Annotated in this window: 13 protein-coding genes; 11 read left to right on the top strand and 2 right to left on the bottom strand. The window is 33.3% G+C overall.

What is annotated here, in order from left to right:
* The first annotated feature begins 80 nt into the window (after positions 1–80).
* From C8C87_RS11645 to C8C87_RS11615, 7 genes are all read left to right on the top strand, one after another.
* Complete coding sequence (locus C8C87_RS11645) at positions 81–2,030, top strand: S8 family serine peptidase (protein ID WP_099714529.1); 1,950 nt, start codon at positions 81–83, stop codon at positions 2,028–2,030.
* A gap of 197 nt (positions 2,031–2,227) precedes the next feature.
* On the top strand, positions 2,228–5,290 hold the full coding sequence (locus C8C87_RS11640; RefSeq protein ID WP_121342714.1) for a SusC/RagA family TonB-linked outer membrane protein: 3,063 nt from the start codon (positions 2,228–2,230) through the stop codon (positions 5,288–5,290).
* A gap of 11 nt (positions 5,291–5,301) precedes the next feature.
* Positions 5,302–6,783, top strand: a complete 1,482-nt coding sequence (locus C8C87_RS11635) for a RagB/SusD family nutrient uptake outer membrane protein (RefSeq protein ID WP_121342713.1) — start codon at positions 5,302–5,304, stop codon at positions 6,781–6,783.
* A 57-nt stretch (positions 6,784–6,840) separates the two neighbouring features.
* Positions 6,841–7,566, top strand: coding sequence for a hypothetical protein (locus C8C87_RS11630; protein WP_147402373.1), 726 nt, complete (start codon positions 6,841–6,843; stop codon positions 7,564–7,566).
* 301 nt (positions 7,567–7,867) lie between these two features.
* Positions 7,868–9,826, top strand: a complete 1,959-nt coding sequence (locus C8C87_RS11625; protein WP_121342711.1) for a putative porin — start codon at positions 7,868–7,870, stop codon at positions 9,824–9,826.
* Between the two features lie 205 nt (positions 9,827–10,031).
* On the top strand, positions 10,032–11,393 hold the full coding sequence (locus C8C87_RS11620) for a pyridoxal-phosphate dependent enzyme (protein WP_099714534.1): 1,362 nt from the start codon (positions 10,032–10,034) through the stop codon (positions 11,391–11,393).
* Positions 11,394–11,492: 99 nt separating this feature from the next.
* Positions 11,493–11,975, top strand: a complete 483-nt coding sequence (locus C8C87_RS11615; RefSeq protein WP_099714535.1) for a 3'-5' exonuclease — start codon at positions 11,493–11,495, stop codon at positions 11,973–11,975.
* A gap of 44 nt (positions 11,976–12,019) precedes the next feature.
* On the opposite strand, the gene C8C87_RS11610 is transcribed toward C8C87_RS11615, so the two are convergent.
* On the bottom strand, positions 12,020–13,693 hold the full coding sequence (locus tag C8C87_RS11610) for a GLPGLI family protein (RefSeq protein WP_121342710.1): 1,674 nt from the start codon (positions 13,691–13,693) through the stop codon (positions 12,020–12,022).
* Positions 13,694–13,856: 163 nt separating this feature from the next.
* Here C8C87_RS11610 and C8C87_RS11605 point away from each other — a divergent pair, with 163 nt between their 5' ends.
* Positions 13,857–15,128 carry a DUF2851 family protein gene (locus C8C87_RS11605; RefSeq protein WP_121342709.1) on the top strand — a complete coding sequence of 424 codons (1,272 nt, stop codon included), beginning with the start codon at positions 13,857–13,859 and terminating at the stop codon, positions 15,126–15,128.
* A 67-nt stretch (positions 15,129–15,195) separates the two neighbouring features.
* Positions 15,196–15,423, top strand: coding sequence for a PspC family transcriptional regulator (locus tag C8C87_RS11600; protein ID WP_099714538.1), 228 nt, complete (start codon positions 15,196–15,198; stop codon positions 15,421–15,423).
* Between the two features lie 74 nt (positions 15,424–15,497).
* On the opposite strand, the gene C8C87_RS11595 is transcribed toward C8C87_RS11600, so the two are convergent.
* The gene (locus tag C8C87_RS11595; protein WP_099714539.1) at positions 15,498–16,949 is read right to left on the bottom strand and encodes an amino acid permease; all 1,452 of its coding nucleotides are present in this window, start codon (positions 16,947–16,949) and stop codon (positions 15,498–15,500) included.
* A 497-nt stretch (positions 16,950–17,446) separates the two neighbouring features.
* Between C8C87_RS11595 and C8C87_RS11590 the strand changes: the two genes are divergently transcribed.
* Complete coding sequence (locus C8C87_RS11590) at positions 17,447–18,115, top strand: ComEA family DNA-binding protein (RefSeq protein WP_367881661.1); 669 nt, start codon at positions 17,447–17,449, stop codon at positions 18,113–18,115.
* 17 nt (positions 18,116–18,132) lie between these two features.
* On the top strand, positions 18,133–19,275 hold the full coding sequence (locus tag C8C87_RS11585; RefSeq protein ID WP_121342707.1) for an acyl-CoA dehydrogenase family protein: 1,143 nt from the start codon (positions 18,133–18,135) through the stop codon (positions 19,273–19,275).
* Positions 19,276–19,537 lie beyond the last annotated feature (262 nt).

Below are 19,537 nucleotides of genomic sequence, written 5' to 3'. Positions count from 1 at the left end.
ATCTTGTGCTGTTTTTTAACATAAATAAGTTATTTTTTATTTTAATTTAGCAAGCAAGAAAATCCATTTAATTTCAAATCATGAAAAAAAATACTTTTAGAATATTATTGTTGTTAATGCTGTTTTTTTCAATTTTTTCATATTCACAAAATGACAAAGAAAAAAAAGTTATTTTAAATCAAACCAATGTTTCAAATCTTAAAAAATTGAAAATGGAATTTGGTTTGAGTCAAATAAAAAAATATGAAAAAGCAGTTGCTATTGCTAAACAAAATGGATGGCCTGTTAAATTTACAAGTTCTGATGGGACTTATTCCGAAATTAAAGAAGTTACCGATGATGGATTTCCATTGTATCGTGTAACCAGAAATGAAGGATCTGCATTTACTTCTAGAGCGAATAAATTACGTCCTAATGGCGGATTAGGTTTGAATCTAACAGGTAATGGATTATTCGTAGGAGTCTGGGATCAAGATAATGCGATCATTGCACATGAGGATTTTGGAGGAAGGGCTTTTGTTTATGATAATAATACAAATCCTACTTCGTATCATTCAAGCCACGTGACAGGTACAATGATTAGTTCTGGTGCAAATTCAACTAGTGGTTTAGGTAGAGGTATTGCTTATCAGGCTTACGCTTACGTAAGTAATTGGACTAGAGATTTAGAAGAGATGACAGAATTAGCTACAAATAATGGGTTATTACTCTCTAATCATTCATACGGACTTCTTGCAACTAGCGCAAGTTTTCCAGAGTATATTTTTGGAGCTTACAGGAGTGATTCGAAAGATTTAGATCAAATAGCTTTTGATGCGCCCTATTATCAACCGGTTATTGCAGCTGGTAATGATAGAAATAAAACTCCGAATATTAATGCTTCAAAAGACGGGTATGATTTATTGACGGATTTTAGCACTGCAAAAAATGCAATTGTAGTTGCAGCTGTAGAAGGTTTAAGTGTTAATGGTTATGTTAATTCAAGTAGTGTTGTCATGTCTAATTTTAGTAGCTGGGGACCAACTGATGATAATCGAATAAAACCTGATATTTCTACAAAAGGTGTTAATGTTTTTTCAACAACCAATGCTGCGGGTAATAAGGGGTATGGGACAATATCTGGAACTTCAATGGCAGCTCCTGGAGTTACAGGGACTTTACTGTTATTGCAAGAGCATTTTAGAAATGTTAAAGGGGATTTTATGCGATCTGCTACATTAAGGGGATTAATGATTCATAGTGCTGATGAGGCCGGAGATGCAGATGGACCAGATCCAAGATTTGGTTGGGGCTTGCTAAACGCTGAAAAAGCGGCAATATTAATTACTAATGCATTTGAGACGAATAACAAAGTTTTAATTCAGGAATTTGATTCTAGAACATCTCCTTTGCTTCAAGGTTCTGTTTTTACAAAAGTTATTAAAGCTAAAGGAACTGAGCCCTTGGTAGCAACTATTTCTTGGACAGATCGTTCGGGTGTGGTTAATACAGGTACTGTTGATTTAGCAACTCCTGTTTTGGTAAATGATTTGGATATTAGAATTACTAAAGGGAATGAGGTCTTTTTTCCATGGAGATTAAATGATGTAAGAAGTCTGCCAGCTATTAAAGCAGATAATAGTGTTGATAATGTTGAGAAGATTGAAATTAATAATCCTGCTAATGATTTTTACACAATAACGGTTAACCATAAAGGAAGTTTGATCGGAGATAGCCAAGATTTTTCTTTAATAGTTTCAGGTGTAGATGAAAGCACATTATCAAATTATGAGTCTGATTTTAAATCATTGAATGTATGGCCTAATCCAATGAATGAATTTGTTAACATATCTGTTCAGTCAGATCTTTCTGACGAAATGTACTTAGAGGTGTATGATGTTTTGGGAATTAGACAGCTTTATAAAAAAATAGATTATTCAAATAATGGTTTAGTTAATTCAATAAATGTAGATTCTCTGAAAAAAGGGGTTTATATTTTTAAAATTAAGCAGGGAAATAAACAATCTGTTTGGAAAATATTGAAAAATTAAACTAAATATATTTGAAATTTTTCTTTTTAATACTTTTTTTCTTCAAAAAAGCGGAATAAACAATAACAGAGTAAAAAGTTCTGTTTTTGATAAAAATGCCTATTGAATTTAAAAACCTATAATATTAACTATTAAATGTTTGTTAATTAATAATAAATTAATAGTTTTGTTTTTTAACTAACTCAAAAAAATTATTTATGAAATCAAAGTTTACTTGGATTCTTACGCTATGTTTAGCGTTTTTTATTCAGTTTTCCTTTGCGCAAGAGAAAACTGTTTCGGGTACTGTTACTTCTAAATCCGATCAAATGACTATGCCGGGGGTAAATGTTGTTGTACAAGGTACAAGTCGTGGAGTACAAACCGATTTCAATGGAGAGTTTTCTATCAAAGCTTCCGTTGGAGAAAGATTAGTTATTTCTATTGTTGGGTCAAAACCTGTTACTGTTGTGGTAGGTGCTCAAAATAGAATTAATGTTCAGCTTGAAGATGATACTACTGTATTGGAAAATGTTATCGTTGAAGGTTACAATGTAACTAAAACAAAAGCAAAATCTAACGTTGCCTCGGTAACTGTTAGTTCTAAAACTATTGAGGGAAGACCTAATGCCTCTTTTATTCAAACTTTACAGGCGCAAGTTTCTGGTTTGAATATTACATCAGGAACAGGACAACCTGGAGGGAATAGCCAAATTATTATTAGAGGTACAGGTTCTATCAACGGTAAAGTCGAGCCATTATTCGTTATAGACGGAATTCCTTTGAACTCTGATAACTTTAGAAGTATAAATCCTGATGATATTGAATCAGTTTCTGTTCTTAAAGATGCTGGTGCAACTTCTATTTATGGTAATAGAGGAGCAAATGGTGTAATTATCGTTAAAACTAAAAAAGGTAGTTTTGATTCTGCTTTAAGTGTAAAATATACATCTACAACAGGTTTTTCAACTTTACAAAAAACGGATTATAACTTGATGAACTCTCAAGAATTGCTTACTACTGAGAGAGCATATGGTAGAGGTAGAGGTTTTACTAATGGTCCTAACGGTGGTCCAATGACAGATGCTCAAATTGCTGCGGCAGTAAATACAGACTGGACTGACTATTTCTTTAGAACAGGTGTAACTCAAAATCAAGTTGTTAGTTTAGCTGGTGGTGGTAAAAACATGACTTCATTTACATCTCTTGGTTATTTTGATCAACAAGGTATCTTGAAAGGATCTGATTTGAAAAGATTCAGTTTTAGAAGTAATATTACTGGAAAATCAAATAATGATAAATTTACGTACTCAACTACAACTTCTATCAACTTTTCTAGAAGAAATGAAGCTAACGCTATTGGTACTGGAGGTGTAAATCAGAATTATGTACTTGGAGCTAATAATAGTGCACCTTATATTTCACCGAAGGATTATAGTACTAGTCAACAACTTTTATTAGATTATCAAACACAAGGAGGAACTTTATTATTAACTCCATTATTCCTTGTTGATAAACTAAAAACTTTTGAAAACAGAATTGATGAATTAAAAGGTTTGATCAATATTGATGGTGGTTACAAAATCACTAAAGATTTAAGTATTGGGACAGCGTTAGCATTAGATTATACGCAACAAAATTCTTATACTTGGCAAAGTCCTACCGCATTCAATACACTTCTTTTTAGTGCTGCTGCAACTGCATCTGATACTGAAAATCAGTTTTTTGAAAGAGATTTAGCTTTGTCTTCAAATACTCGTTTGAACTATAACCGTTCTTTCAATGAAAAACACACCATTAATGCGGGTGCTTATATAGAATATATTAAAGCACATAGAAATGCTTTTACTTTCACGCAAAGAGGTTTAAATCCTAAAACTACTTCTCCGGGAGCTGGTACTGGATACATTATTGATGGTCCTGCTAATGATAGAAATGTACCAACTGTTTCTGCTGCAAAACAAGAAACAGGTTTATTCTCATATTTCGGTACTGCGGATTATGATTATGACAGTAAATATGGTTTTGGTGCTACTATTCGTAGAGATGCATCATCCAGATTTGCAGATGATTATAAATGGGGTACTTTCTACTCCTTAAGTGGTCGTTGGAATATCGATAAAGAAGCTTTCATGCAGGGTTCAGTAATTAATGCTCTTAAATTAAGAGGGTCTTATGGAACTTCAGGTAATCAAGACATTTTGAACGGAACATATTCAGCATTAAACAATACTAGGGAGTTATACACTACTGGTGTAGGATATAATGGAACTCAGTCTTTTGTGCTTTCTCAGTTGGCAGTGCCAGATTTGCGTTGGGAAAAAACAGCCCAAGCTAACATCGGTTTGGATTTTGAAGTTTTCAAAGGTAGATTGACTGGTTCATTTGACGTGTATCAAAAGAAAACTACAGATTTGTTTCTTAGAGTACCATTATCTGGAGTTAATGCAGCTGATGGGATTAATGCTAATTTTGGTGCGCTAAAGAATGAAGGAGTTGAAGCTACGCTGAATTATGGCTTATTTAAGAGTGATAAAGTTGGTGGATTCAATTTGGCTTTAAATTTTAATGGATCTTACAACAAGAATACCATCTTGGATGTAGCTGGTACTACTGGAGTAATTGATAATGGAACTACGGTAATTCAAGAAGGAAAAACAATTGATGAATTCTTTCTTACAAGATATCAAGGAGTTAATCCAGCTAATGGTAATTTACTTTTCCTGAATGCTGCTGGAGAAATTACAGAAAATCCTAACGTTACTGGTGATAGAGTGCTTACTGGTAAATCACGTGTTCCGTTGTATCAAGGAGGTTTTGGTTTTGATTCAAGCTATAAAGGCTTTTTCTTGACAACAAATTTTTCTTATGCTGCTGAAGTGTACAGAATTGATTTTGATTTACAAGGATTACAGAATCCTACAAACAATGTAGGAGTATTTAATGTTTCTGCTGACTTATTAAATGCGTGGACGGTTGATAACAGAGTAACTGACATTCCTGCATTGAGAGCTGCTAATTATGCTGCGCAAAATAATTCAGATCGTTATTTAGTTGATGCTTCTTATGTAAGATTAAGATTTGCATCTTTTGGATATGATGTTCCTAAAAAATTGCTTGAAAGAACACCTTTCAAAACTGTGAAAGCTTTTATTCAGGGAGAAAACTTAGTTACATTCTCTAAGTGGAGAGGTTGGGATGCTGAAAGCCCACGTACTGCTGACCAATACCAATACCCTACTCCGAAAATCTTTTCTGTAGGATTACAATTAGAATTTTAATATAAAAAGATATGAAAAAAATTAATTTTATTTTATTAGCATTGATCGTGTCATTTTTCTCTTCATGTGAAGATGCGACTGATATTATTCAACCTGGTGAATTAGGACCAGATGTTACTTTTCAGACTGTAGATGATTTACAATTGGGTCTTAATGGAGTATATGCTGCTATAGCTGGTGAGAACCCGATAGCCTTTAGTACCGTTTTTACAGATGAAGTTGCTATTGGTTTTGCCAATGGTGGTCAGGGACTGAATGGAGGTGAATATGTTTTTAACCTAAACGCAGCGTCTGGTGATGCTGCTGCAATATGGTATTCTAATTATTCTTTAATAAATAGAGCAAATAGAGTTATAGCTGGAGCTGCACTTGTTACTCCAACTGCTGCTAATGAAGCGGCATACAAAAATATCGTAGCACAAGCACATATTTTAAGAGCTTGGGGACATTTTGTGTTGTTAAGTCATTTTTCAACAGATTTGACTAGTGATAGTGCCCTTGGCGTTATTAAACTTGATTTTGTACCGCTTGTAACTGATCAGTTGCCAAGAAATACAAATGGTGAAGTTTTTGCATTAATCAATGAAGATTTAAATTTTGTTTCCTCTTTGTCTGCTAATGCGGCTAATACTACACGTACTTTTGTTTCAACTGATTTTGTTAAAGCTTTTAGAGCTAGAATGGCTGCATACAGAGGTAAATATACTGAAGTAACTGCTTTTGCAGATGATTTAATTGCTGCATATCCTTTAACTCCTAGATCAGCTACTGTTGCTACAGAAGCTACATCGCTATATTTGAATATTTGGACAGATGTAGCTATACCTACAGCTACTCAGAATGAAGTAATTTTCAAATTGGAGCGTGTTGCTGGAAATAGATTGATAAATGCAACATGGGCATCAGTTAATAGTACTGTAAATGGTTCTCCTTTTTATGAAATGAGTACTGGTTTATACAATTTGCTTAATAATCCAAATGATATCAGAAGGCGTGCTTTTTTAAGTCCTTCCTCAGATCCTGCTGGAAATAGAATTGTTATTGGTAAGTATCCTGGTTCAGGTGGTATTGTTCAATTGAATGATGTTAAAATTTTCAGAACTCCGGAAATGTATTACTTAAAAGCAGAAGCACTTGCTGAGGCTGGAAACTTTGCAGGTGTAGCTGCGCAATTACAAGCGGTTACTAATGCTAGATTTGTTGCGGGAACTGCTCCGGTTATTGCAGTGCCAACTACTAAACAAGCTGCTTTTGCAGAAATCTTGAAACAACGTAGAATAGAGTTGTGTTTTGAAGGGCACAGATACTTGGATTTAAAACGTTTGGGTGTTAAAGCAGGTGTTTCTATTGATAGAGATCCAGCGGACTGTAGTATCTATAATGCTTGTACTATACCAAATACTGACTTTAGATTTACAATGCCTATTCCTTTTCAAGAACTTAGTGCTAACACTGGTATAAAAGACCAACAAAATCCTGGTTATACTAACTAATTTAACTATTGTATTATGAAAAAATATTTATTAAAAATAACCGCAGTTGCCCTTTTTATGGGGGTAATTGCAGGTTGTGAAAGCGAGAGTGTAGTATTTGATAATGTAAACGGACAAGAAGGCGTTCAATTTACTACAAGAAGTTATAACATTACTGTTCCACCTGCAGGAACAACAGTAACTATACCGGTAAGCGTTACAACAATTTCTAATGTTGCCAGAACATATGAAGCGGTTGCAGATGTTAAGTCAACTGGTGCAGCTGTTTCTTATTCAATAGGTGTAGCAACAATTCCCGCTGGATCTTATGAAGGAACTTTAGATGTTACTTTAAATACTAATTCTCTACAGGATGGTATAGCATATTCACTACTTGTAAAACTAGTAGCACCTGCTGGAGGTTCAGCCTTTAACGATGTTGCAACAATAAATTATAATAAAAAAGTTGTATGTAATAATGTTGTGTTAACTGTAACTACTGATGCCTATGCAGAAGAAACTTCTTGGAAAATCGTAAATGCTGCAGGAGCTGTAGTTGCATCAATACCTCCTGGAACTTATGGACCTGCTTCATCTACTGCAAGTAGAGGAAAAGTGTATACTCATAATATTAATTTACCTAACGGTAAGTATACTCTTGTTATGGAAGATATTTATTGTGATGGTCAAAATGATGGAGCTTATGATGGTGGTTATAAATTAGACTGTTCTATTATTAAGCACGCATCTGGTACTGGAGCATACGGATGTACAGAAATTACTGCTTTTGAAATAAACCCGTAAAGAGTTTTTTAAAAAAAATAGAAAGAGTGTTTTGTGACTAACAAAACACTCTTTTTTTTGTAAATAAATAGCTGGAGTCATATCATTTATTATTGCTAACCGACAAAAATAATAAATGATAATAAAAATAACTTCGGCTCTTAAAACATAAGGGGCGTTCTGTAAACGGATTAATCTACCAACTCTTATTTTAATTAATTCAGTTTGAATTCATATTGGCATTTCTTTTTTTAATTATATCTCTTAATACTATATCTTTGCTTGATTATTTTTTTTAATCGACTAATTAGATTTCTTTCAAATGAGAATATTATTTTTGTTTTGTTTCTTAACATTTCCGGTTCTATTATTTTCTCAAGAGAAAAAGATTCAAAAATTGAGAATTGATAATAAATATAATAGTTCTGATTCGATTAAAAAGATAAGTGAAAAAATCGCTACCATTGACATGTATCGTTTTATTACAATCGAAAATGATACCACTTACATAGATACTTCGCTGACTATTCAAAAAGAATACAGTCACAACTATTTGCGAAAAGATATTTTTGGGCTTTTACCTTTTGCAAATGATGGACAAACCTATAATACATTACAATATAGTTTAACCGATTTTTCACCTTATCCGGAATTTGGTTTTAAAGCAAAACATTTCAATTTTTTAGAAGCAAACCAAATAAGGTACAGTTCTGTAGCTACTCCTGTGACCGAATTGTATTTTAAAACTACTGTTAGAAAAGGACAATCTGTTGATGCATTTATAACCTTGAATACTTCTGAAAATCTTAATTTTTCTATTGCATACAAAGGTTTGCGTTCTGAAGGGGAATATATTAATCAGTTATCCAGTACTGGTAATTTTAGATTCACCACTAGTTATAACACCAAGAATAAACGCTATTTCGCTAAAGCACATTATACTTTTCAAGATATTTTGAATGAGGAAAATGGTGGAATAACAACAATAGATGATTTCGAAAGTGAAGATCCAAACTATAATAATCGCCAAAGATTTGAAGTTTATTTTTCAGACGCGAAGTCCTTTCTTAAAGGGAAAAGAATATTCCTGGACCATAATTTCAGGATAAATTCAGAAAAAGGGAATAACAACCTGTATTTAACCCATCAGTTTAATTACGAAAATAAATTTTTTGAATACAACCAAGCTACCGTTCCATCAACAGTAGGAAACACAATTGTATATAGATTTGGGGAATCTTTTAAAAGTAGCGGGATAAATGACCAAACGCGTTATAATAAAATGTACAATAGAGTTGGGCTGGTTTATGAGAATACTATTTTAGGTAAATTCCAGTTTTTTGCAGATGATTTTAGATCGAATTATTATTACGACCAGATATTGATTTTTGATAATCAAAATGTGATACCAAGTTCATTCAGTCAGGAAATTAATAGTGTTGGTGGTCAATATGAATATAGAAAAAATAAATGGAATGGTAAGTTTTTATACTCAAGATCAGTAACGGCCCAGTCTTTATCAAATCTTGATGCTAAATTAGATTATGATCTTAATGACCAAAACCAATTTTCATTTCAATACCAGAACATAAATAAACTGCCAAACAGTAATTACAATCTACATCAAAGTAGTTACGTTCAGTATAATTGGTCAAATGATTTCAAGAACGAAAAAATAAATACAATTAGCGCTAATGCAATTACTCCATGGGTAGATGCAGAAGTACAATTTTCAGTTTTAAAAGATCATTTGTATTTTAACGATGCGTCAACTTCTGAACAAGCACTCGCAAAAACACAAATAGTGGCTCCGTCACAATACGATGGGACTATAAATTACTTATCTGTAAAATTAAGTAGAGAATTGACATTTGGGAACTTCGCTTTAGACAATACTATTTTATATCAAAAAGTAGAGCAGCAAGATGCCATTTTAAATGTTCCTGAAATAGTAACTAGAAATACGTTTTATTATTCCAATTATTTATTCAAACGTGCTTTATTTTTGCAAACAGGAATTGTATTGAATTATTTCACGAAATATTATGCAAGTGATTACAATCCGGTTATTGGAGAGTTTTTTGTGCAAAATGATAAACAAATTGGAAATCATCCAAACTTTGATTTTTTTATAAACGCAAAGATTCAAAGAACACGTATTTATTTCAAAGCGGAGCATTTTAATTCGTCTCTAATGGGTAATAATTTTTATTCCTCACCCAATAATCCATCGCGTGATTTCACGATTCGTTTCGGATTAATTTGGAACTTCTTTAATTAATTTTCGGGCAATAATATACCTTTTAAATGTTTTTTCTTGGGCGTTTCCCGCGCTGTCCACTGTATCTTTACTTGCTTAAAAGAAGCAAGTAAAGGATGTCGCTACCATCACTAACGCAAAATTCCGTAAACCAGAATATTTTATAACAAAATACTATCTTTGTATTGGTATTTACAACAAATCACAATCTTAAATTCAACATAAAATGCGCTACGCAGAAAATATATTAGGCACAATAGGGAACACACCTTTAGTAAAACTGAATAAAGTAACTGCAGAAGTAGATGCTTTAGTACTTGCTAAGGTAGAAACTTTCAATCCGGGAAATTCAGTAAAGGATAGAATGGCAGTAAAAATGATTGAAGATGCAGAGGCTGATGGACGATTAAAACCGGGCGGAACCATTATTGAAGGAACTTCTGGGAATACAGGAATGGGATTAGCATTAGTAGCCATCATAAAAGGATACAAACTGATTTGTGTGATTTCTGATAAACAGTCTAAAGAGAAGATGGATATACTTCGTGCTGTTGGTGCTAAAGTAGTGGTTTGTCCTACTGATGTCGAGCCTACTGATCCACGTTCCTATTATTCTGTTTCCAAAAGATTAGCCAAAGAAACACCTAATTCTTGGTATGTGAATCAATACGATAATCCTTCAAATGCTATCGCACATTACGAGCAAACGGGTCCGGAAATTTGGGAGCAAACAGGAGGTAAAATTACTCATTTTGTTGTTGGTGTAGGAACTGGCGGAACAATTTCTGGTGTGGCTAAATATTTGAAAGAGAAAAATCCAAACATTAAAATTTGGGGAATTGATACGTATGGTTCAGTATTTAAAAAATACCATGAAACAGGAATTTTTGATGAAAATGAAATCTATTCGTATATCACAGAAGGAATTGGAGAAGATATTCTTCCCAAAAATGTTGATTTTTCTTTGATTGATGGATTTACAAAAGTAACGGATAAAGACGCAGCGGTTTATACCCGTAAAATTGCACTTGAAGAAGGAATATTTGTAGGGAATTCTGCAGGTGCAGCGATAAAAGGATTGTTGCAGCTTAAAGAACATTTTAAGCCTGAAGATGTTGTTGTGGTTCTTTTCCATGATTCAGGAAGTCGTTACGTAGGTAAAATGTTCAATGATGATTGGATGCGTGAACGTGGTTTTCTTGACGAAGAAATTACAAAAGCCGAAGATGTAATCAAAGATCATATCGATAAACCATTGATTGTTGTGCGTACCGAGGAATTAGTTTCGCACGCTATTGAAAGAATGCGTAAATACAAAATTTCTCAAATTCCGGTGATTGATGTTACGGGTTTTGTAGGTTCTGTTGATGAAAGTGATTTGTTTCAAAGTTATGTTGCCGATAAAAATGTTGCTGATAAGCCTATAAAAGAAGTTATGGGGAAACCATTTCCAATAGTGAAATTTGGAACTTCAATAGAAGAAGTTTCTCGATTATTTACTAAAGAGAATGAAGCAGTTTTGATTGAATTAGAAAATGGAAGTCACCATATTATTACCAAATATGATATTATTGGGTCTATAAAGTAAAAATTTTAGAATCAAAATATTAAAAATTTTAAAGCCATGAATTTGACGAGTTTATTTCGTTAAATTTGTGGCTTTTCAGATTTATAACAAACATATAATATGACTTTCACTGCCATAGATTTTGAAACCGCAACTGCATTCCATCCATGTTCGGTAGGAATTGTTACCGTTGAAAACGGAATAATTGTAGATGAGTTTGTTAGTTTAATTAAGCCTCCAAATAATCTGTATTCTCCTTTTACGATTCAAGTTCACGGGATATATCCACGAGATACGGTGAATGCAAAATCATTTGCACAAGTGTATCCTGAAATTCAAAAACGTCTGCAAAATAGAGTGGTTGTGGCTCATAATGAAAGTTTTGACAGAAATGTTCTTGCTAAATCAATGGCGCTTTATGGTTTTGATTATGCCGATTTGAATATAGCTTCGCGTTGGGAATGCACTGTAAAAATCTACAAAGCCAAAGGATTGAAACCAACTAAATTAAGTGATTGTTGTCGAGAAATGAATATAGCTTTAAACCATCACGAAGCATTATCAGATGCTCGGGCTTGTGCCAAATTGTACATTTTGAGATAACTTACCGGTTTTTTATATTGGCAAAAAAATCCGAATTCTATTTTTTATTCCCCTATTAAACAACCTGAAACATTCCACGAGCTAAAGCTAGATCCTTCTGGTTTGCCTTGAGGTATTTTAATTTGTATCGTATGTTTTCCAGGTGAAAGATTTCCTAAATCAATATAAATAGGATTAGTTACTGTTCCTGGACACCAGTTGGAACGACTTAAATCAGAAGAAGATAATCCGTCGCTGAAATTTCCAGATGCGGGATTACTCAATCTATAGGAACCGCAATCCGTTCGCCATGGCGTAAATGCAAAAACTTCTTTTTCATCAACGAGTATGGTGTTTTTCTTAGGTACAAATTCATCTCCGTTTTCCCAGCCGCCGTGACCTGTGGTGATGTAGCGTAACTTGAAATTCTTAAAACCTTCGGGAACATCAAAAGTCACTTCCAATCCTTTATCGGTGTTGAACATGGTTGCGTATTGCTGGCCGGCCATTTCCATGACATTATTAGTATTAAAAAGAGGTAATAACCATGTGTTTTTTGGCTTGTTTTCTTCTTCTGGATGTATAGAAATATTCAAACTTGCTTTGTGTCCGCCTTTGTCATAATTGCCAATATTCATACCAATCCAGACTTCTTTATTGCTCAATGCAGGAAGCATTTCTGAAATATCTTGACGGTAATATACACTGTCTTGCCACACTTTGTTCTTCAATTGAAGCGTATTGAACTGCTTTACGCCAAAAGGAGTAAAAAAGCGCATCAATTCTAAAAGAGGAGCATAATTTTCTGTTCGAATCACACCTTGATATTTTTCACCATTCCCATTTTCGTATATGGGCAATTCTTTTGCTCCATTTTTCAAGCCATCAAGAAATGAAATGTTTTTGTCTGTAGGAATTAAAAATACGGAACCGGTTCTATCATAAGCGTCACCATTTGATTGCTCTGTTACATCGACAAAAATTCGGTTTCCTTTTTTGATTTCTGGGATTTTTACTTTTTTGAGAATTATAGTTCCATTGGCAAAGCGTAAGATGCTGTCATTTGATTGGGATGTATTCGAAAAGTTGATGATTTCTTTGTCAAAAACAGCAATATTGGTAAATCGACTTTTCCAGATTAAATCTTTGTACGTTAATAAATCTACTTTTCTTTGTGGAGCTTCACTTTTTCTTATTATTGGAAATTCTTTTAGGACTTCAATTTTAGTGGTAGCGGTAATATAATTCCCATTTCTAACCATTTCGAGTACTAAACCTAGATTTTGTCCTAAGATTGTTGGTGCGCCTTTTACTTTTAAATCATTAGTAAACCATAATTCAATGGTATTTGAGTTGATTACTGTTTCGGCTTTTTTGCAGGCATAACCTAAAATAGTTTTGGTTTCATTGGTAATCTCAAAATTTTGTTTTGCTAATGAAAGACTATCTGTTGTGTAAATAATTTTGTTCTCATTTAGATTTGCAAACTGGTCATATCTATTGGTTTCTCTATAGATGTTGTAGTATTCGAAAGGGTAAGAGGCTTTTTTATTAAATATGGATTCAGAAGTGATTTGTGTTTTTAGTTCATTGGTAAAAACTAAAATGGGATCTTGGTTTTCAATAAGGGTTCCGTTTGAACTTCTGGTATAAGTTATTTTTATTGATTTGATATTTTTTTGAGCCAGAGCTGAAAAGACAGAACAAAAAACAAAGAATAAAATGAAGTGGTTTTTCATGGTAATGGAGTTAGGAACGCAAATATAAAAAATTAGGGTAAGATTTTTAGCCGATGTTTCTTTATATTGGAGATGAAAAATATTTTTTTTGTCATAGCATTTCGATGTATTTATTTGTAATAATTTTCGTTACTTTAGAATCTGATTCTTTAAATTTAAACAAATGAAAGAAGATTTTCTGCATTACCTCTGGAAGTTTAAGAAGTTTGACACTCTGAATTTAAAAACGGTCAACAACGAGGAAATTACAATTGTCAATGTAGGTCAATATCTTGAATTGGCAGGTCCTGACTTTTTTAATGCTCAGATAGTTATTGGTGCTCAAAAATGGGCAGGAAATGTTGAAATTCATATAAAATCTTCTGATTGGTACGTGCATCATCACGAAAAAGATGCGGGTTATGAAAACGTAATTTTGCATGTGGTTTGGGAGCATGATGTAGCAGTTTTTAGAAGCGACAATTCTGAAATTCCTGTTTTAGCATTAAAAGAATATGTCGAAAAAGCGACTCTGGAAAATTATCAGTCTTTAATGACCCCAAAATCATGGATTTTTTGCGAAAAACAGCTAAAAGATGTTGACGAGTTTGCATTGAAAAACTGGCAAGAACGATTGTTTTTTGAACGGTTAGAAAGAAAATCCCAACCCATATTTGATTTATTGGAACAAACCAATCAAGATTGGGAAGGAGTTTTGTTCTGTTTGTTGGCTAAGAATTTTGGTTTAAATACAAACGGAGAAATCTTTTATAAAATGGCGCAATCTATTCCTTTTTCGATAATTAGAAAGGAAAGTTTTAAAGTGGAAAATATGGAAGCTTTAATTTTTGGTACTACCGGATTATTGGATTCCGAAAAAGAAGATAACTATTTTAAGGATTTAAAATTCAGGTATTTCTACTTGTTGCATAAGTATCAAATAGAGAAAGTTTGTATAGAACCAGTACAGTTTTTCAAGCATCGTCCAGATAATTTTCCGACGATAAGACTCTCACAATTAGCTAATTTATACCACAGTCAGCAGAATTTATTTTCGAAAATAAATAGTTTAAGTTCATTAAAAAGTACTTACGAATTGTTTCAGATTGCGGCTTCGGAGTATTGGCAAAACCATTATCAGTTTGATAAAGAAAGTCCGATGAAACAGAGAAAACTATCTAAATCTTTCATTGATTTAATTGTTATAAATACTATAATTCCAATTCAATTTGCTTTTGCTAAAAGTCAGGGAAAAGAAATTTCGGAGGATTTAATACAGCTTTTAAATGAAGTTGTTGCGGAGAAAAATGCCATTATTGAAAAATTTACTTCTTTTGGAATACAGTCAAAAACTGCTTTTGAAACGCAATCTTTGTTGCAACTCAAGAATGAGTATTGTAATAAAAGTAAGTGTTTAGAATGCGTTATAGGTTCGGAATTGATGAAAAAATGTTGATTTGTTGATTCGGTCATTTGTTTATTCGAAAAAATCGTAATTTTGTTCATAATTCATAACTCATAAAATGTCAGTAGTAATTAAACTAAAGTTCTTTTTTGAAAAACATGGTTTTCATGTTTCCTCTCGTTTAGCGGATACTTTAGGAATGCGTGCCAGTAGTGTGCGATTGTTTTTTATCTATTTGTCTTTTGTTACTGTAGGGTTGTGGTTTGCGGTCTACCTCACGTTGGCTTTTTGGATTCGTTTGAAGGATTTAATTCGCGCCAAGCGGACTTCGGTTTTTGATTTGTAAATAGCTATAAATAAAAAAAGGGATTATAAAGTATCAACTACTTTATAATCCCTTTTTTTATTTATGATGAAATTTTATTTGTCTGGATTGTTCAATTTACTGTTTTTCTTTCCGTAAACAAAGTAAATAGCAACACCTAATGCCATCCAAATAACAAGTCTCGCCCAGCTTTCATTTGGTAATGAATACATCAAGGCTAAACAGATTAGGATTCCTGCAATTGGTACAAATGGTACTAAAGGCGTGCGGAAAGATCTTGGTGCATCTGGCATTTTTTTACGCATTACTAAAACTCCGATACATACTAAAACGAAGGCTAATAATGTTCCAATACTTACCATATGACCTAAATCACTTACCGGTACAAAACCTGCAAAAAGGCTTACAAATACCATGAAGAAAAGATTCGTTTTCCATGGTGTTCTGAATTTTGCATGAATATCACTGAAGAAAGAAGGTAATAAACCATCTTTACTCATCGTGTAAAAAACACGACTTTGTCCCATTAACATCACAAGCATTACCGAAGTATAACCTGCTAAAATAGCTACGATTAAACCAGTTTGTAAAAAGGTATATCCGGTTCTTGCAAATGCAGTTGCTGCTGGTTTAGCATCTCCTGCAAATTCATTATAAGGAACAAGTCCAGTCATTACGTGAGCAAATAATACATATAGAATAGTACAAATAATAAGAGATCCTAAAATACCAATTGGCATCCCTTTTTGTGGATTTTTTGCCTCTTGAGCAGCTGTAGAAACAGCATCAAAACCAATGAAGGCAAAGAATACAGTTCCAGCTCCTGCAGCAATTCCTGACCATCCAAATTCTCCAAAAACTCCTGTGTTTTCAGGAATGTAAGGTGTGTAATTAGCAGTGTCAATAAAGCTCCAACCTAAAACAATAAACATGATAACCACTATTACTTTTACAACAACTAGAAAGTTGTTTATAGAGGCAGATTCTTTAGTTCCTCTTATCAATAGTAAAGATAGCATCGAAACGATAAAAATAGCAGGAAGATTAATGATTCCACCTTCTATTATGGTTCCGTCGCTTAATTTTAATGTTTCCCAGGGCGAACATATCAAATCATGTGGAAGATGTATTCCGTATTTGTTTAATAATTCGAGTAAATAGCGCGACCAACTTACCCCTACTGTTGCGGCTCCTAATGCGTATTCAAGAACTAAATCCCAACCGATAATCCAAGCCATAAATTCTCCCATAGTTGCATAGGAGTACGTGTAAGCACTACCTGCTACTGGTATCATTGATGCGAACTCAGCATAACAAAGTCCTGCAAAAGCACATCCTACGGCGGCTAAAATAAATGAAAGTGTAACTGCTGGACCAGCATGTTCTGCGGCAGCAATTCCTGTTAATGAGAATAATCCTGCTCCAATAATTGCTCCAACTCCAAGTGCTACTAATGAACGTGAAGACAAAGTCCTTTTTAATCCTTTTTCGGATTCTGATGCTTCATTTAGCAATACCGACAGTGGTTTAGTTTTCCAAATTGACATGGGTTATATGGTTTTGTTTGTTATTAAGCTCCAAATGTATAGTTTTTTATAAAAAATAAAAACAATAATTGAATTTTAAGTTATAAAAAAGTAATTTACCTGTCTTTATTTGGGGTTTAGTATGAGAAAAAACTTTTTTTGACTGTAGGTGTACTGAATTCCACTTTGTTTTTGAAATAAGTTTTACTTCTTTCAAATATTTTTTCTTAGAAAGTGATAGGTCTTGATTTAATTTATAAATTTAGGAATCTTAATTTACTGCACTAATCCTGATATTATAAATGAATTTTAAAACACTGCGAAGTTTCTTCAATTTTACTCGAGAGCAACGCACGGGTATTTTTGTTTTATTCGCAATCATAATTCTTTTGCAAATGATTTATTTTTTTGTGGACTTTGGTTTTGAAACAAAAGAATATCCTGATAAACAAAAATGGCTTTCCCTTCAATCTGAAATTGATTCCATGAAAACGGAGTCCGAAAAAGAGTCTCCAAAAATGTATCTTTTTAATCCTAATTTCATAACTGATTATAAAGGATATAAGTTAGGAATGTCAGTGGAAGAAATTGATCGCTTGCTAGTTTTTAGAAAAGAAAATAAATACGTTAATTCACCTAAGGAGTTTCAAAACGTAACTAAAATTTCGGATTCATTGTTAAATGTCATAGCTCCTTATTTTAAATTCCCTGATTGGGTAAATAATAAGAAAGAATTTAAAGAGTATAATAAATATCCAAATAAGGCTTTCGCCAAAAAAGAAAAAATTATTATAATCGATATCAATCAGGCAACCAAAGAGGATTTGATAAAAATTTACGGAATAGGTGAGGCGATTTCTTTGCGAATTTTAAAACAAAAAGAAAATTTAGGTGGGTTTGTTTCCATGGAACAAATGAAAGATGTTTGGGGATTATCACCTGAAGTGATTGAGAACTTAAATTCTCATTTTAAAGTTTCGGTACTTCCGAATATTAAGAAAATAGATGTTAATAATGCGTCTTTAAAAGAACTTTCTCAATTTTATTATTTCAGATATGCTTTGGCAAAAGAAATTGTTACCTATAGAAGTATGAGAGGAAATATTAACAATATTGAGGATTTAACAAAAATTAAGGGATTTCCTGTTGATAAAGCAAAAATAATTGGCTTATATTTGGACTTTTAAAACAAAACACTATTACAATGAACTTTGACTACAACGAAACGCAATCAATGATTGCGCAATCTATAAGAGATTTTGCTGAAAAAGAAATTCGACCAAACATAATGGAATGGGATGAAGCTCAAACATTTCCTGTGCCGTTATTTAAAAAATTAGGTGAAATGGGTTTTATGGGAGTTTTAGTGCCGGAAGAACTAGGTGGTTCGGGGTTAGGATATCATGAATACATTACTATAGTAGAAGAAATATCAAAAGTTGATCCATCCATAGGATTGTCTGTTGCGGCGCATAATTCCTTGTGTACCAATCATATTTTGACTTTTGGAAGCGAAGAACAAAAGAAAAAATGGATTCCAAAGCTGGCTACTGCTGAGCATATTGGTGCTTGGGGATTGACGGAACACAATACAGGTTCTGATGCTGGAGGAATGAATACTACTGCAAAAAAAGACGGAGATTTCTGGATTGTAAATGGAGCTAAGAATTTCATTACGCATGCTATCTCTGGAGATATTGCGGTTGTAATTGTTCGTACTGGTGAAAAAGGAGATTCAAAAGGAATGACAGCTTTTGTTTTTGAGAAAGGAATGTCAGGTTTTACATCTGGTAAAAAAGAAAATAAATTAGGCATGCGTGCCAGTGAAACTGCTGAATTGATTTTTGATAATTGTCGTATTCCTGATGCAAACAGATTAGGAGAAGTAGGACAAGGTTTTATCCAGGCGATGAAAATTTTAGACGGTGGAAGAATTTCTATTGGCGCATTGTCATTAGGAATTGCAAAAGGAGCGTATGAAGCAGCTTTGAAATATTCGAAAGAAAGACATCAGTTTGGACAGCCAATTTCAGAATTTCAAGGTATTTCATTTAAGTTGGCTGATATGGCAACTGAGATTGAAGCTTCGGAATTATTGTTGCACAAAGCGGCTTTCTTGAAAGAGAAACACAGGCCAGTTAGCACATTGGGAGCGATGGCTAAAATGTATTCTTCAGAAGTGTGTGTGAAAGTAGCAAATGAGGCAGTGCAAATACATGGAGGTTATGGTTATATCAAGGATTATCCGGTAGAGAAATTCTACAGGGATTCTAAATTATGTACTATTGGAGAAGGAACAACCGAGATTCAAAAAATAGTGATTTCCAGAAATTTGTTGAAAGGGTAGTTTTTGAAAATTTGAATATAGTAAAAAGAGCCAAAATGCATTAAATTGTAGCTTGGCTCTTTTTTTTGCGTGAAGGATAGAAGAGGAAAGCCCGGAATGCAATGAGGACTTGAAACGGACAGCCTGACGGTGGACGAATTGACGTTTTGTGAATGATAAAAGAGGTGTCCACCGGCACGCCCAAAAATAATCTATAATTCATGACTCATAATTCAAAATAATGTTTACTTTTGCACACTTAAAGAAAGGGGGTGTCTATATT

Origin of the sequence: Flavobacterium sp. 120 (genome assembly GCF_003633605.1) — a bacterium.
GTDB lineage: Bacteria > Bacteroidota > Bacteroidia > Flavobacteriales > Flavobacteriaceae > Flavobacterium > Flavobacterium algoritolerans.
The sequence above is the reverse complement of the archived record's forward strand: the minus strand, read 5'-3'. Positions and strand labels throughout refer to the sequence as shown.